15 protein-coding genes are annotated in these 15,611 nt (G+C 45.7%); 9 read left to right on the top strand and 6 right to left on the bottom strand.

The features are described 5' to 3' along the window. The first annotated feature begins 54 nt into the window (after nucleotides 1–54). The 5 genes from G8O23_RS06965 (at nucleotide 55) to G8O23_RS06945 (ending at nucleotide 6,898) form a co-directional block, all read left to right on the top strand. Nucleotides 55–882, top strand: a complete 828-nt coding sequence (locus G8O23_RS06965) for a DUF5683 domain-containing protein (protein WP_166363152.1) — start codon at nucleotides 55–57, stop codon at nucleotides 880–882. A gap of 6 nt (nucleotides 883–888) precedes the next feature. Further along, nucleotides 889–2,388 carry a lytic transglycosylase domain-containing protein gene (locus tag G8O23_RS06960; protein ID WP_166363150.1) on the top strand — a complete coding sequence of 500 codons (1,500 nt, stop codon included), beginning with the start codon at nucleotides 889–891 and terminating at the stop codon, nucleotides 2,386–2,388. 92 nt (nucleotides 2,389–2,480) lie between these two features. Next, a complete protein-coding gene (locus G8O23_RS06955; RefSeq protein ID WP_166363148.1) occupies nucleotides 2,481–4,028 on the top strand; it encodes a GDSL-type esterase/lipase family protein in 1,548 nt (515 codons plus the stop codon). 70 nt (nucleotides 4,029–4,098) lie between these two features. Beyond that, nucleotides 4,099–5,376: a GDSL-type esterase/lipase family protein gene (locus tag G8O23_RS06950; protein WP_166363146.1), complete on the top strand. Its 1,278-nt coding sequence runs from the start codon at nucleotides 4,099–4,101 to the stop codon at nucleotides 5,374–5,376. Next, entirely contained in the window at nucleotides 5,369–6,898 is a 1,530-nt protein-coding gene (locus tag G8O23_RS06945) for an MBOAT family O-acyltransferase (protein WP_166363144.1), read from the top strand. Before G8O23_RS06950 ends, G8O23_RS06945 begins: the two co-directional genes overlap by 8 nt. Nucleotides 6,899–6,912: 14 nt before the next feature. Here the strand turns inward: G8O23_RS06945 and G8O23_RS06940 are convergent, their stop codons facing one another. The 5 genes from G8O23_RS06940 to G8O23_RS06920 all read right to left on the bottom strand — a co-directional run bounded on the left by G8O23_RS06940 (nucleotide 6,913) and on the right by G8O23_RS06920 (nucleotide 11,074). Further along, complete coding sequence (locus G8O23_RS06940; RefSeq protein WP_166363142.1) at nucleotides 6,913–7,497, bottom strand: phosphatase PAP2 family protein; 585 nt, start codon at nucleotides 7,495–7,497, stop codon at nucleotides 6,913–6,915. 16 nt (nucleotides 7,498–7,513) lie between these two features. Then, a complete protein-coding gene (gene obgE, locus G8O23_RS06935; protein WP_166363140.1) occupies nucleotides 7,514–8,512 on the bottom strand; it encodes a GTPase ObgE in 999 nt (332 codons plus the stop codon). Nucleotides 8,513–8,563: 51 nt separating this feature from the next. Further along, complete coding sequence (locus G8O23_RS06930) at nucleotides 8,564–9,148, bottom strand: adenylate kinase (RefSeq protein WP_166363138.1); 585 nt, start codon at nucleotides 9,146–9,148, stop codon at nucleotides 8,564–8,566. A gap of 30 nt (nucleotides 9,149–9,178) precedes the next feature. Next, entirely contained in the window at nucleotides 9,179–9,715 is a 537-nt protein-coding gene (gene hpt, locus G8O23_RS06925; RefSeq protein WP_166363136.1) for a hypoxanthine phosphoribosyltransferase, read from the bottom strand. Nucleotides 9,716–9,946: 231 nt separating this feature from the next. Next, nucleotides 9,947–11,074, bottom strand: a complete 1,128-nt coding sequence (locus G8O23_RS06920) for an amidohydrolase (protein WP_166363134.1) — start codon at nucleotides 11,072–11,074, stop codon at nucleotides 9,947–9,949. Nucleotides 11,075–11,240: 166 nt separating this feature from the next. Here G8O23_RS06920 and G8O23_RS06915 point away from each other — a divergent pair, with 166 nt between their 5' ends. Together G8O23_RS06915 and G8O23_RS17415 are read left to right on the top strand one after the other, a co-directional pair. Continuing rightward, nucleotides 11,241–12,152 carry a DMT family transporter gene (locus G8O23_RS06915; protein ID WP_166363132.1) on the top strand — a complete coding sequence of 304 codons (912 nt, stop codon included), beginning with the start codon at nucleotides 11,241–11,243 and terminating at the stop codon, nucleotides 12,150–12,152. After that, nucleotides 12,145–12,651 carry a YkgJ family cysteine cluster protein gene (locus G8O23_RS17415; RefSeq protein ID WP_166363130.1) on the top strand — a complete coding sequence of 169 codons (507 nt, stop codon included), beginning with the start codon at nucleotides 12,145–12,147 and terminating at the stop codon, nucleotides 12,649–12,651. Before G8O23_RS06915 ends, G8O23_RS17415 begins: the two co-directional genes overlap by 8 nt. Here G8O23_RS17415 and G8O23_RS17620 read toward each other — a convergent pair. Continuing rightward, the gene (locus G8O23_RS17620) at nucleotides 12,648–13,535 is read right to left on the bottom strand and encodes a diacylglycerol/lipid kinase family protein (protein ID WP_166363128.1); all 888 of its coding nucleotides are present in this window, start codon (nucleotides 13,533–13,535) and stop codon (nucleotides 12,648–12,650) included. The two genes, G8O23_RS17415 and G8O23_RS17620, sit on opposite strands and share 4 nt — an antisense overlap. Nucleotides 13,536–13,759: 224 nt before the next feature. On the opposite strand from G8O23_RS17620, the gene porQ reads away from it, so the two are divergent. Together porQ and cmk are read left to right on the top strand one after the other, a co-directional pair. Then, entirely contained in the window at nucleotides 13,760–14,818 is a 1,059-nt protein-coding gene (gene porQ, locus G8O23_RS06900) for a type IX secretion system protein PorQ (RefSeq protein ID WP_166363126.1), read from the top strand. 63 nt (nucleotides 14,819–14,881) lie between these two features. Continuing rightward, entirely contained in the window at nucleotides 14,882–15,577 is a 696-nt protein-coding gene (gene cmk / locus G8O23_RS06895) for a (d)CMP kinase (protein WP_166363124.1), read from the top strand. The last annotated feature ends 34 nt before the right edge of the window (nucleotides 15,578–15,611 follow it).

Below are 15,611 nucleotides of genomic sequence, written 5' to 3'. Positions count from 1 at the left end.
TTGAGAGGATTTTTTCACATCGAGAGAATTTTTATAAAACTGGGGCATCATTTAATGATCGCCCTGCTTTTATTTTTTCATACTACCTCAGGGTATGCTGCAGAGCCAAGTAAACTCGACTCAATATCATCGGCAAAGGTATGGCTAGCATCACAGGTTGTGCCCGGTTCGGGACAAATAATCAACCGACAGTATTGGAAAATTCCGATTTTTTACGCCGGTATGGGCTCTATGGTATACATGGGTTTGCAAGCAAACGATAAGTACCACGCCACGCTTAACAAGTATAACCAAACCTACTATAGCCCACTGGAAAAGTATCGATTCGAGGAGCAATGGACTCAGTATCGAATTCAGCGCAACCTATTCTATGCAGGAGCAGGTACTTTCTATATTGCCAGTGTTGCCGATGCGCTTATTGTTCGCAATAAGGAGAAGCACTCACCCCTAACAGCCTCCGTTTTATCTGCACTACTACCTGGTATGGGGCAGGTGTATAACCAAAAGCCATGGAAACTGCCCTTTGTGTTTGGTAGTATTGCATCTATTTACTACGTTATAGACTTTAACCAACGGGGCTACAAACGATTTGGAACCGCTCTGCTGGAGTACCCCAACAACGAGTTTGGTCAAATCCGATCGGAATCGGATCTTATCTACCTCCGGAATGGTTATAGGCGTAATCGCGACCTGGCCATTATTGGTATGGCTGGCTTTTACTTGCTAAACATTGTTGACGCATATGTTGATGCCCATTTTTTCGACTGGGATATTAGCGACGACCTCGCGTTTAACTTTGAGCCACTCATTTTTAGCAATCCAATGGCCAACACCGCAAACCAAAACCTAACTTTAGGCTTACGTTTAAACTTTAATTTCTAAAACAATATGAAGCGAATTTCGTTGGTGCTAGCAATAGCCGCAGGTATAGCAATGTTTTCATCAAAATCATTTGCAACACGCGATACCATCCCGGTACTAAGAGACTCTACAATGGAAGGGCTCGGGTTGATATCGCACTTTAGTACCAACCTCGACAGCCTGCTGAATCTATGGTACGTTCAGGTAGGGCAAGATTCAGCCAATATGCTTTCGGTAATCGAACCCGAGGATCTTGCCTACGACTCGTCTCTCCTACCCGATTCGGTTTACATTAAGCGTTTGGCTGATATCAACTCAATATTCGACCTACCCTACAACAGCATAGTCCGCAATTATATAAACGTTTACACCAACCGTCAACGCGACAGGGTACAAGTGATGCTTGGCTTGGCCGAATTTTATATGCCCATTTTTGAGGAAATACTAGATTTACATCAGGTTCCCATTGAGCTACGCATTCTTCCCGTGGTGGAGTCGGCGCTGAACCCAAGAGCAGTATCGAGAGTTGGCGCAACCGGTATATGGCAATTCATGTACGGCACTGGCCGAATGTACAACCTCACCATAAACTCATACATTGATGAAAGGCGCGATCCCATTGCCTCGAGCCATGCTGCTGCTCGCTTCCTCAAAGATCTTTACGCCATTTATGGCGACTGGACCCTGGTTATTGCAGCATACAACTGCGGCCCGGGCAATGTGAACAAGGCCATCCGCAGGGCTGGTGGCAAGCGCAACTACTGGGATATATACTACTACCTACCCAGAGAAACCCGAGGCTATGTGCCAGCATTTATTGCAGCAACCTACGCATTTCACTATCACCGTGAGCACAACATAAGACCAGTACCAATGACGCTACCACCCACAATCGATACGGTAATGGTATCGGGAATGCTTCATCTCGAGCAGGTTTCGCACGTTCTTGGAATTCCGCTAAAAACGCTTCGCGACTTAAACCCACAGTACAAGGTGGATATTATACCTGCAAATCAAAAACAGCTGTCGCTCAAGTTGCCGTTTGAAGCTGTAGGCCCATTTATTGATAGGCAGGAGGAAATCTTTGCATATAAAGACTCTGTATACTTTAACCCCAACAATGTGGTTAGCCCAAGCAGGTATACAGCGTCATACCAACACAATGTACCATCGGGTAGCCAGCGGATAACTTACAGAGTGAAGGATGGTGATGTACTGGGCACTATTGCTGAGCGCCATGGGGTAAGCGTTTCGCAACTACGAGGATGGAATAACATTAGAGGTAGCCTAATTCGTGTTGGGCAAAATCTCACTATTTATGTTCCCGCACAACGTGCTAGCCAAGTGAGTACCCCCGAAGGAGCAGATCCAAACTTCATTTACCATAGGGTTCAACGTGGCGATACCCTTTGGGATATTGCAAGACAATACCCCGGTGTTAGCACCGCCGACCTTAAGAAAATAAACAACCTTTCAACGGATCGATTGGTTCCGGGGCAAACCATCAAAATAAAACCTAAGGGATAAAGCCAAGGGGTTTTCGGGGGTTTTTGGTGTTAAGTATTTCAAAAATTGTATATTTAAATCGAAAATAACCCCGAAGAAACCAATGAACCTTTATGGTTAAGCCATCAAAGCTTTTCCTTATCATCACAATCCTTCTCGCAGTTCTTGCTGCGTTTAGCATACTGATGCCTAGGGGAGGTATTCGCATTGGTTCCCTTACCCTTCGTTACCCAACGGCAGTGCAGCTTTTGGGTTTCGATTCAGCTTCGCACAAATCCAGCTTTCAGCTACATCCCGAGCTGGCACTACTCGAATCATTCCTCGACAGCATTACGCGAGAAACCAGTATTGACACCACATTTATTTGGCAAGATGTTGATATATTTGAATTGGCCGACACCGTAAGCAACGATCATAGCGACACATTAAAGGGAGCTAGCACAGCTGCTTCCACAAGCATCACTGTTGACATTCTAAAAAGCAGGCTTGTTCCCATCCAATACCCCGACTCAACACTGGATGCCCTAGGTACTTTCTTTAACGCCTTAGCAAGTGGCAAAACCAAAAACCACCAGGTTAGGGTGATGCACTACGGCGACTCACAAATTGAGGGCGACCGCATAACCTCATTCCTTAGGCTTCGGCTACAATCTCGCTTTGGAGGCAGCGGGGTGGGGCTTCTGCATGCCGTCCCTCATAGCTATCAGCCGGGAGCGGTTTATCAGTCCACATCGAGCAACTGGCGACAGGTACTACTGGCCGACCTGGGGCGTGGTGGGGTGGAGCATCGCTTTGGGCTTTTAGGCGGATACTCTGAATTTACGAAGGGCAGAAGAAACACCAAAGGAGGATTTAACGAGGCTTGGATTAAGTTCGAACGCCGAGGACGCCACACCTCAAGCCCAAGAAACTTCACTAAATGCAAGGTGTTTTACGGACAGGCCGCAGAACCCTTCATGGTTTCAGTTAGCTACGGGGGCAATACTCAAGATGGAGAGATGTTTGCCCCTGCAAAGGGAATGAAACAGGTTGAATGGAGTATTCCTCGATCCGAAAATTATTTTCAAATCGAATTTAAGGGAGACGAAAGCCCACACATTTACGGCATTTCACTTGAATCGCCTACGGGAGTCATAGTCGACAACATTGCCATTAGGGGGAGCTCAGGCACTGACTTTACTCGTGCCGATGAGTACTCGCTTAAAACAGCGTTTCAGCAGGTGAACCCTAAGCTGATAATACTTCAGTTTGGGGTTAACGTTGTGCCACATATTGTTGAGAGCTACAGCTACTACGAGAACCAGATGTACCAACAGATACGTGCAATAAAAAGGGCGTTGCCCAACGCTTCGGTACTTCTTATAGGCGTATCCGATATGGCAATGCGCGATGGAGGACAATACGTTTCGTATCCAAATGTCGAAAAAATAAGGGACGCACAAAGGGATGCAGCATTCAGAGCTGGGGCTGCATTCTGGGATTGCTTTGAGGCCATGGGCGGGAGGAACTCTATGCCCGCTTGGGCATTTGCTACCCCGGCATTAGCTTCCAAAGATTTTGTACACTTTACCCTTAGGGGCTCAAACCTGATAGCCGAGATGTTCTACTCAGCTTTAATGGAATCGTTTAGAGAATATGAACTAAAGAACATTAATAATTAATTGTATGTGCATTATAATGTTATTTTGATATTTACATTAAGCAATTTAGGCTTTTAAAGTAACTTCAGAGATGACCAACTTCACTAGAATATTACCTAATAATAAATGGATTGTTGCTTCAACAGCCCTAGTGGTGATGTTGGTTCTTACCCTTACGCCTAAAAAAATATCACTTATTACTCAACGAATGCATACCAATGAACCCCTGTGGTTTATAAACTTTGAGGCTAATGTAATTAGTCACTCGTCTGCAAACTATTTCCCCAACAAATTCTCTCAGCTGGTAGAGGCATCCCAAAGCCGAAGCAAACCGCTAACCATCCTGCATATTGGCGATTCGCACGTGCAGGCCGATGTTTTTACTGGTGAAACCCGCAGGTTGCTTGCATCATGGCTTAACGACGATAATTGCGCCAGAGGAGTAACCTTCCCGCATCAAATAGTTGGCTCCAATAACCCCGACGACTTTACCGTAACATGGAAGGGTAGCTGGAAAAGGATTATCAATAGCCCTGAGGTGGGCATTTTTGGGGTAACTGCGCAATCGGCCAATTGGGGAAGCGAGTTTTCCATTAGGTTAAATAGCAACGTGAATTACTCGCAACACTTTGATCGGGTTCGCATTTTTTTCGATTCGGAGGACGCAAACACATTTCCGTATGTAAGAGACGGTGGAATGCTGGTTCACCGCGATTTGCATAGCGCGACCTACCAACTTGCGTCACCAACTAACTCGGTTACCATAGGTAATAGCATAGGTAAACAGTCGACTGGTGCATTAAGCCTGCATGGGGTTGAACTAGTAAATTCCAGCTCCAAATTGCTTTACCATGCCGCAGGGGTAAATGGAGCATCCATTGGCACGTTCCTCCGCTCAAACCTATTTGCCAGTCAGGTAAGCGAATTAGCCCCGGCCATTACAATAGTTTCACTGGGCACAAACGATGCATACAACCCGGCCTTTTGTGCAAATACATTTAGAGAAAATCTTAAAAAACTAATTACTAAATTAAAATCAGCCAGTCCAAACAGCATGCTTATACTAACAACCCCAGGCGATCACTTGATTAATAGAATCCAACAGAACGAGTCAATAGAAGTGGCACAAAGGGTTATTAGAGAGGTAGCACAAGCTGAGGGGTGCGGAGTGTGGGATTTTTTCGAGGTGATGGGCGGGGCTGGAAGCATTGAGTATTGGGCCGAAAAGGGGCTTTGCGCCCCCGATATGCTCCACCTCAACCGGAAGGGTTACCGGCTTAAGGGGGCATTACTTTTCGAAGCCCTCACTAAGCTCGACAATGGCAATCCAATACTAATTGATCAAAAGCAGCTATCAATAAATGAGTAGTACTGGGGAGTACATAAGGCAGTTTTTGACCTACAACGAGGGTCGCCCCCTAATTTTTACCGAGGGTGGGTTTTGGCTGTTCTTTGCCATTCTGCTTTTGGGGTACTCGCTGGTGTACAAAACCCGATACCTCCGCAGCCTATACCTACTGGCCTTTAGCCTATTCTTCTACTTCAAGTCCAGCGGTCTGTTCTTTATTCTTTTGATATTTTCTACCGTTTGCGACTACACCTTGGGCCGTCTTATTCACTCATCGAAAACCCATTGGAAACGCAAGGGGTTACTAGCCATTAGCGTGTTTATTAACCTCGCTGTGCTTTCGTTCTTCAAGTACAGCTACTTTTTCACCGATTCGGTGAACAGCTTGGCAGGCACAGATCTTCAGCCCTTCAACTTCTTATCGCACTGGTCCAATAAATTTTTTGGCACCTCACTCGATGTTGCCGCCATAGTGCTGCCCGTTGGCATTTCATTTTTCACCTTCCAAACCATAAGCTACACGGTTGATATTTTCAGGGGAAAGGTTGATCCTGTTAATAACATTGTCGACTTTGGGTTTTACGTCTCATTCTTTCCACAGCTCGTGGCTGGGCCAATTGTTAGAGCTGCAGAATTTATTCCCCAGCTTTACAAAAAGTATAGCCTTACACAAAGGGAATTTGGCTACGCATTATTCCTCATCCTTAATGGGATGATTAAAAAGGTGGTGATATCGGACTACATATCGATAAATTTTGTAGACAGAATTTTTGCTAGCCCGCTAAGCTACTCGGGCTTTGAAAACCTGCTGGCCACCTATGGCTATTCGGTTCAAATTTATTGTGATTTTTCGGGATATACCGATATGGCCATTGGGGTAGCCCTGCTGTTGGGGTTTAGGCTACCCATCAACTTCAACTCGCCCTACAAGGCGGTAAACATCACCGACTTTTGGCATCGATGGCATATCTCGCTCTCGTCGTGGCTACGCGATTACCTATACATTCCGCTTGGAGGCAACCGAAAGGGAACCACTCGCACCTACGCAAACCTACTTGTAACGATGCTGCTGGGTGGCCTATGGCACGGTGCAAATATCCGTTTTGTAATTTGGGGCGGTATTCATGGCATTTCTCTGGCCATCCATAAGGTTTGGACAGGTTTTTTCCCTTCGGCAAATGGGCCGTCGCCCCTTTGGAAACGTGCAGTATCGGCAGTAATTACTTTCCATGTGGTGTGCCTTTCGTGGGTATTCTTCAGAGCCGAATCGCTATCAAAAGCATGGGAGATGCTAATACAGATGGGTACCCGATTTGGGTGGCAATCGTTTGGGGCAATTGTAGGGAGCTACCTCCCGGTAATTGGTCTGGCAGGAATTGCGTTGGCCATACACTGGCTACCCGTTAGCTGGAAAGAGCACTACCGTGGAGCATTCATCAACACACCCCTATGGCTAAAGCTTATCATCACGCTGCTGGTGGCTTTGGTAATCTTCCAGTTCAAAACGGCCGATTTACAGCCTTTTATCTACTTTAGATTTTAGAGGATTGGATTGGCTCAAGCCTTTCTCGGGGCTAACAAACCAAAGGTTTTATCGAGCCCATAAAGCAAATTCCACACCGCGTAACCACAAACAGCACCCAGCAACGCTCCCCCTATCACATCGCCAGGATAGTGTACACCGAGGTAGATGCGGCTGTAGGATACTCCAGCGGCCCATATGATAATCATTGCAGTGAACCATCTTCTTTTGAAGAGGTTAGCCAGGAATACTGCTACACCAAAAGTGTTGGCGGCATGCGATGACACAAAACCAAACCTGCCACCAGCGCACCGTCCGGTGGGTAAGCGAATTAGTTCCTGCAGGGAGGCTTCATGGCAAGGGCGTAAGCGTTCAAAAACGTTTTTAAACAAGTGAACCGAACTCTGGTCGGCAAGAGTAACCACTAGCGCAGCACCCAAAAGAGGCCACACCAGCCGCCATCCAAACCTACGATACATTAGGAAAACCAGAATAAGGTAAAATGGAAGCCATGTTAACTTACCAGAGAAAAAAATCATTATGGGATCCCAAAAGACAACCCCCAAACCGTTTAGGTACAGGAAAAATTCTGTATCAACTTGTTGTAACCAGCTAATCATAGTAGAAAATATGAGGTTAAACCTTCTGCATATTTAGCTCCTCCCAAAGCAAGTCCTTTAGCTCGGTAATCCCTTCGCCAGTAACCGATGAAATGAAGATGCATTTAACATCGGGCAGCTCCTTGGCCACCTCCGACTTAATCTCCTGATCGGCCATATCGCACTTGGTAATGGCAAGAACCTTCTGCTTATCGAGCAGCTCGGGGTTAAACTGAGCCAACTCGTTTACCAGCGTATCGAACTCGTCTTTAATATTTGGACTATCAACAGGAATCATAAAGAGGAGCATGGAGTTGCGCTCAATATGCCTGAGGAAACGGATACCCAACCCTTTTCCCTCGTGTGCTCCCTCAATTATCCCAGGGATATCGGCAATAACAAACGAGCGATGATCGCGGTAGGGAACAATACCAATGTTAGGAACTAGGGTTGTAAATGGATAATCGGCAATTTTTGGTTTGGCTGCCGTTACGGTTGATAGTAAGGTTGATTTTCCGGCGTTGGGTAAACCCACCAATCCCACATCGGCCAAAATTTTAAGTTCCAAAACTACCGCACCCTCAATGCCATCTTCGCCAGGCTGAGCAAACCTTGGGGTTTGCATAGTGGGTGATTTGAAGTGCCAGTTACCCAAGCCGCCCCGACCGCCTTTCACAAGGATTTCGACCTGATCGTGCTCGGTAATTTCACAGATTCGCTCACCGGTTTCGGCATCAACGGCCACGGTGCCAAGAGGCACCTCAATGGTAACATCCTTGCCATCGGCGCCAGTGCTTCGACTTCGGCCTCCCGACTCGCCGTGTCCAGCAAATATATGCCGCTGATACTTTAGGTGTATCAGGGTCCACAGCTGGTCATTTCCCTTGAGGTATATATGCCCACCTCGGCCACCATCGCCTCCATCGGGACCACCCTTGGCCTCAAACTTCTCGCGCCTGAGGTGTGCACTTCCGGCACCACCCTTACCCGAGCGACAAAAAATCTTTACGTAATCTACAAAATTGGATGATGCCATAGTGTTAATTCAATTATGAAGTGGTTAGCTGCGGTAGGTGCAAACGGATTGCTATTTCTGTATTTCCTTGTCAATTACACTGCAGATTCGCTGGTATATCTCATCAACGTCACCCATTCCGTTAATCCCAACATACTTGCCTTGGGCCTTGTAGTACTCCATAAGGGGGCGTGTTGACTGGTTGTAAATATTTATTCTGTTATTGATGACATCGATATCCTGATCGTCGGAGCGGCCACAAAGCTGTCCTCTTTTCATAAGCCGGGATATAAGCTCGTCATGATCCACCTCAAGCTCAATCATTAGGGTTATTGATATCTGCTTCTGGGCAAGAATTATATCAAACTCCTTGGCTTGTAATGTGGTGCGAGGAAATCCATCGAAAATAAAACCATTGGTTTTATTGAGATACTCATCGAGCCGGCGGCCAATTATTCCAATCACTAGCTCATCGGGAACAAGCTCGCCACGACTCATATACTTCTTTGCCTGAATGCCTCTTGGGGTTTTCCTATCCATGGCATTGCGCAAAATATCGCCTGTGGACAAGTGCATAAGATTGTACCTGTTCATCACGATTTGCGACTGGGTGCCCTTGCCTGCACCGGGAGGGCCAAATAGCACAATGTTAAGCATGGTTGATTAGGTTTACAGCATAGGCTAGGCCTATACCAGGGTGTATATATCGGCTAGGTTCCGACCTAAACCGTCGTAATCCAATCCATAACCAACAATAAACTCGTTAGGTATTGATTTCCCAATATAGTCAATTTTCAGCTTTCCCTTGTACGACTCGGGCTTATACAGCAAGGTAGCAATCTTTATGGCCTTGGGTTTATGAGCAGCAAGGCTTTCAACCAGCTTCCCTAGCGTAATTCCTGTGTCTACTATATCTTCAAGAATAACAACAGTTCGGTTCTCAATATCCTCGGTTAAGCCGATAAGCTGGTTAACTGTGCCTGAGGTTTGAGTACCCTCGTACGAAGCTAACTTTACAAAAGAAATCTCGCATGGGAACTCAATAAGCCTAATAAAATCGGCAGTGAAAATAAACGATCCATTGAGTACACTAATGAAAAGAGGCTTCTCCTCGCTTTTAAGGTCAGTATTGATGGCCGCAGCCATTGTTTCTATATCCTTTTTAATCTCGCTAGCGGGGTAGCTAATCTCAAACTCTTTGTCCCAAAGCTTAACTCTTTTCATGTCTGTTGCTGGGTTAAATATGTTATGGTAAAATATTTTAAGCCACAAAAGTACTAAAATTAGGTTGAAAACTAAACCTTATGCACAGCAAACATACAACGATAAGTTCATACTGTTCAGCTGGCTCTTCACGACTTTTCTATATAAGGAAATGCAGGTTGATAAGGAATATCAGGGAAGGAGACCGACACAGGAATTGTTTCAGCCTCACTTTCTAGGTCGATTTTGTAACTATTCTCTCAGCATTCGGGTTACCACTGAATCCAACAGGTCAACCCCTAGCTCAATGGCTTCGTCGGGGAAATCGTACTCGGGGCTATGCAGGTCGGGAACATCCTCACCTACCCCTAGTCCAAAGAGTAACGCTGGCCCATGCTGTGTGAAGTTGGCAAAATCCTCGGACCACCTATTGGGCTCTTCTAGAGTGACCACAGGCCTACCCTGAGTGGTTGCAATATCTTTTACTAAATCGGAAAGCGTGGCATCGCCAATGGCGGCAGGATAATCGTCAGCAATGGATGTTTCAACAGCAAGGCCATGCTCAACACCTATGCTGCGCGCAATGGAAATGGCCAACTCGGACAGCTTTACCATATCGTCATTATCGAAAGAACGCAAGGTGACCATGATCTCGCCATAGCCCGGTGATGTACCGAAAGCCACATCGCCCAACCGGATGTGGATAACGGTGAGCATAACAAACCGATTGAACTTGTTTTTGGAGGTTAATTCGCAAAGTTCTTGGGTAATTTTAGCAATGGCTAGCGCTGGGTTTACACCCTTCTCGGGGTATGCAGCATGGGAGTTTTTTCCAATCAGCTTAACGATTAACCCTTTGGAGGCGGCAGCAAATGTATCCTTGGCAATAATTACATTCCCCAATGGGTACTTGGGCATATTGTGAATGGCAAATGCGTAATGGGGGTATAAGTTAAGCTCCTTGAGCCTATCTATTGACCTACGCGCCCCCAAACCATTCTCCTCCGAGGGTTGATAGAAAAGAATTACTCTACCCTGCTTTATTGGGTTATGCTTAATTTTGGCTGCAAGACCAGACACAATGGCCATATGGCCATCGTGCCCACATACGTGGGCAACACCTTGAACTGTTGACATATGATGACGCTTTACAGCTTCGTTGATGGGGAGGGCGTCCATATCGCATCGAAAGAGGATTGTTGGCCCTGGTTCCTGGCCATTATAAACGGCAGCCATACCCTCACCAGCTATTCCGGTAAACAGCTCATCGGGTCTATACTTGTTCAGATAAAACCTAACACGTTTGCCCGTAGCCCTTTCCTCACCTGACAGTTCAGGATTTCTGTGAAGTTCATGACGTAACCTTACTAATTCCTCCATACTAGTAGTTTTGCATCTGTAAAATTATCAAAATTAAGTGGCAACCAGCTCTCTGAAAGCGATTTTTATTGATGCTTTAAGAAATTTTAAACAATAGGCTTTACTTACCTCAAACCTTTTTACTTTTGCCAGTCTAAAATCTGTACAAATTCAGTTCAACACTTCAATGACAAAAAAGTTGATATCGGTATACCTGAGCGCCTTTTTCGCCATGTTTTTCTGGGCGCTTTCCTTTATCTGGTATAAAGAGGTTTTGGTGCTTTACAAGCCCGTTTCGTTAGTAATTATGCGGCTAATCATATCAAGCATACTGCTTTTTATTGTCACCGCTTCAATAGGAAAACTCGATAGGATTAAAAAGAAAGATATTAAAAGCTTTGTGCTGCTTAGCTTCCTGTCGCCTTTCCTGTACTTTCTGGGCGAGAGCTACGGGGTAAGCCTAACGCCCTCAACCTTGGCGGCTGTTATAATAGCCACCATACCGCTGTTTAGCCCCATAGGCGCCTACTACTATCTGAAGGAACGTATCACCATGATGAACTTTTTAGGCATTGTGGTTTCGATAGTTGGCGTTGCCTTGGTTATATTCCATGAAGGGTTCGACATGTCGGGAGTAAATCCCATTGGCATTGGATTCCTTGCACTGGCAGTAATATCGGCATTGGGGTATGCGTTGATAATAAAAAAGCTAACCGACCAGTACAACTCACTCTCCATTGTGGCCTACCAAAACCTCTTTGGCATTGTTTTCTTCTTGCCCCTATTCTTTGTTCTCGATTACAAAGAGTTTATTCAGGTTACCCCCACTTGGGATGTAATAATTCCTCTGCTTAACCTGGGGATATTTGCCTCAAGCTTTGCATTTATATTCTTCACCTATGCCATTAAGCACCTGGGAATAACTAAGGCAAACATATTTACCAATGCCATCCCAGCCCTAACGGCAATATTTGCATTTTTTCTACTGGGCGAGAGCCTTACCTTGCTCAAAATGGTTGGAATATTCGTTGTTATCATGGGGTTATTCCTATCGCAAATGAGGAAAGGGATGTTCAAAAGAGCACTCACCCGTGGATAGTCTCGAATTTGTATCGCTCGATAGGATAAAGGAGTTCTCCTCCTCGAAGAAACAGGAGAACAAGCTACTTTTTAAACGACTAAAAAAGTTACCCTCCGAAAAAATCGATTCACTCTTCAACACCGCGCATCACGAGGCATTCGAACAATTCAATTGCCTTACATGCGCCAACTGCTGCAAAACCATTAGCCCAATTATCACCAACAGGGATGTGGATCGACTGGCCAAGGGGTTGGGCATAAAACCATCGGCTGTGGTGGAAAAGTACCTAACCATCGACTCGGACGGCGATTACGTTTTCACCAGCGCACCCTGCCCGTTTTTACAAACCGACAATTACTGCGAGGTATACGAGCACAGGCCCAATGCGTGTAGGGAGTATCCACATACCGATAGGCGAAAAATGCAACAGATATTTAATATCACCCTGAAGAACATTGAGGTTTGCCCAGTGGTATTGAATGTGGTTGAGCAGATAAAAAAACAAGTAAACCGCTAAGGCACGTATACCTTGAGGCCAAGTGAACGGAGATTAAACTCTACTGTACCCCCTGTGGATATTGGTATTCCGTCGACATGAAGAAAGCCTGATGCATCCTCCCTTTCAATCACCAAGTGCCTAACTCTAAACATCTCAACGTACTTACTCTTTCCAAGGGTGCCATTAAAGAGTTTAGCCCCAATGCTCGGAGCAAAAAATTTGGGTAACGGCGACACAACAGTTACGTCAAGCAACCCATCGGCTGTGTCGGCATCGGGGGCAATGTATGCATAGTGCCCAAACTGTGATGCATTGGCTATGGATATTGAGAAGGCCTCCTTAAGTATGGTATGGCCATTATCATGGATGCGGAAAAGTTTAGGCTTAGCCTTGGTGAACTCGGATAGGGAAGCCTGAGCATAACTCCAAAAGTTTCGGTTGGTAAGCTTGCTGAATCTCACCGCCACATCGGCATCGAAGCCAAGGCCTGCATTGCAGAAGAATGGCATTCCATTGGCAAGGCCATAATCAATCATAGCAATCTTTTGGCGATGAACAATCCTCACCGCCTTAGCTATATCGGAGGGAATGCGTAAATGCCTTGCCAAACCATTCCCCGAACCCACAGGTACTATTCCAAGCGTGGCCTCGGTATTCACCAGCTGCGAAGCAACCTCATTCACTGCAGCATTTCCACCAACTGCAAAAACCTTATTGTGGCCATTACCAATATGCGTCCCAATCAATTTCTGCAAATCCGAAGCATTATCAACAACCAACACCTCGGGTACAAACCGGCTATTATGTAGCGATTTGTTTATCCTATCAGTCAACTTGTTAATATTGCCAATTCCTGCGAAGGGCCTAATGACAAAAAGAATGGGTTCGCGCTCTTTTACCACAATAAATTTTTCGAATTACCTAAAAAGTTTCGCAAAGTTAGCTTATCCAGTTGATATTCCACAGATAAATCGTTGCAACGTCTGTAAAAATCGTGCTGCAAACAACAATAAATCAAGTAAAAACTTAAACCAAACGAACTAACAGAACTTTTTAACGCTGCAATAAATGCTACAATTATTAGTTTTGTTGGTAAATTACGCCTTTCAAAATTCATCATATTACATTGAGCAGCCTAGTTCGAACAGTATACCTTATAATCCTATCGACCACATCGACCCTAGCGCTGGGTCAAGTTGGTGGGCAAGGAGTGTATGGTTTCCTCAACCTACCCATCACCCCACGAAGTGCAGCTTTGGGCAGCAAGGTAGTTGCCCTCGACGAGGCCGACCCCGGCATTGTGAACACCAATCCAGCTCACCTTTCAGATGATTTGCACAACAACCTATCGCTTTCCTATGTAAGCTACTTTGCTGATATAAAGTATGGTTTTGTTTCGTACTTCAAAAATATCGAAGGGATTGGAAATGTGGGGCTATCGCTCCAACACGTAAGCTATGGCGATTTTATTGAAGCCGATGCAACCGGTGCGATAACCGGCAAGTTTACAGGCTACGATATGCTCATCAACCTTATCTATTCGTACTCGTTCGATAGCCTATTTACAGTTGGAGTAAACTTGAAACCCATATACTCGCATTTGGAGAGGTACAACTCCTTTGGAATTTGTGCTGACATTGGCATATCGTACACCAACAGCGAGCAGCTATTTTCGGCCGGCGTTGTGGCTCGCAACATTGGCACTATGCTTAAACCATACACCCCCAACACTTGGGAAAGTCTACCCTTTGAACTGGTAGCGGGGTTTAGCCAAAAGCTTCGCCATGCTCCATTCCGATTTGTGGCCACCCTCCAGCAGATACAAACATCTAAGCTGTATTACTCTCGCCCTAACAACACAACCACAATCTTCGATGGGGAGGAGCAAAGAAGCCCATCGCTAATGGAGCGGTTTGGCAGTGAGTTTGTGAGCCACCTTATACTTGGCGTTGAGTTTGTTCCAATTACCAACTTTTACCTTAGGGGCGGATACAATTTCCAGCGGCGAAACGAACTTAAAGTTGAGCAACGCCTATCGACCGTTGGATTTAGCTGGGGAGTTGGCATTAAGCTCAACAAGTTTCATATCAACTACAGCCGTGCCACATACCACCTTGCTGGTGCATCTAACCATTTCTCCATCAGCACCAACCTCGACGACTTTTTCGTAAGGAAAAATCCATAGCCGCAACTCCAAACTTTTAAGCTACCTTTGCATACCATTCGAGGAAAATTAAACCATTTTTTTGTGAAAGACAAGAAGATTACCATAGCCATCGATGGCTACTCATCGTGTGGAAAAAGCACTTACGCCAAGGCAATTGCCCAACGCTTAAACTATATCTACATTGACAGTGGAGCAATGTACCGAGCCGTTACCCTAGCCTGCATTAGGGCTGGAGTTGCTAACGACAGTGGAGTTGACGAGGACAGGCTGCCCGAACTACTTCATAGCCTAAAAGTGGGGTTTGTTCCCAACCAATCGGGTACAGGTTGGTTAACCACCCTTAACAACGAGGTTGTAGAGAATGAGATTAGAACCCTTGAGGTGTCGAACTTGGTGAGCCCTGTTTCGGCAATTGCTATGGTACGGAGCAAAATGACCCAGCAGCAGCAGGAGATGGGCAAGCAAAAGGGAATTGTTATGGATGGCCGCGATATTGGAACAGTGGTATTTCCCGATGCAGAGCTCAAAATATTCATGACTGCCGACCCTGTGATTAGAGCCAAGCGAAGGCTAAAGGAAATGGAGAGCAAAGGGCAGAATGCCACACTTGAGGAGGTGCTAGAGAACATTGAACAGCGCGACCACATTGACCGCAACAGGGAGGTTGCACCCCTACGCCAAGCTAACGATGCCATTGTACTCGACAACTCCAACATGACCGTAGAGCAGCAAATGGAGTGGTTCCAAAAATTGTACAACCATATTACCAAAAGATAAACATTAAGTTCCCGAAGGCTGTTTAACCACAATA

Origin of the sequence: Perlabentimonas gracilis, assembly GCF_011174675.1 — a bacterium.
Lineage (GTDB): Bacteria > Bacteroidota > Bacteroidia > Bacteroidales > Tenuifilaceae > Perlabentimonas > Perlabentimonas gracilis.
Note: the sequence above shows the minus strand (reverse complement) of the source record. Positions and strands in the feature narration are given on the sequence as shown.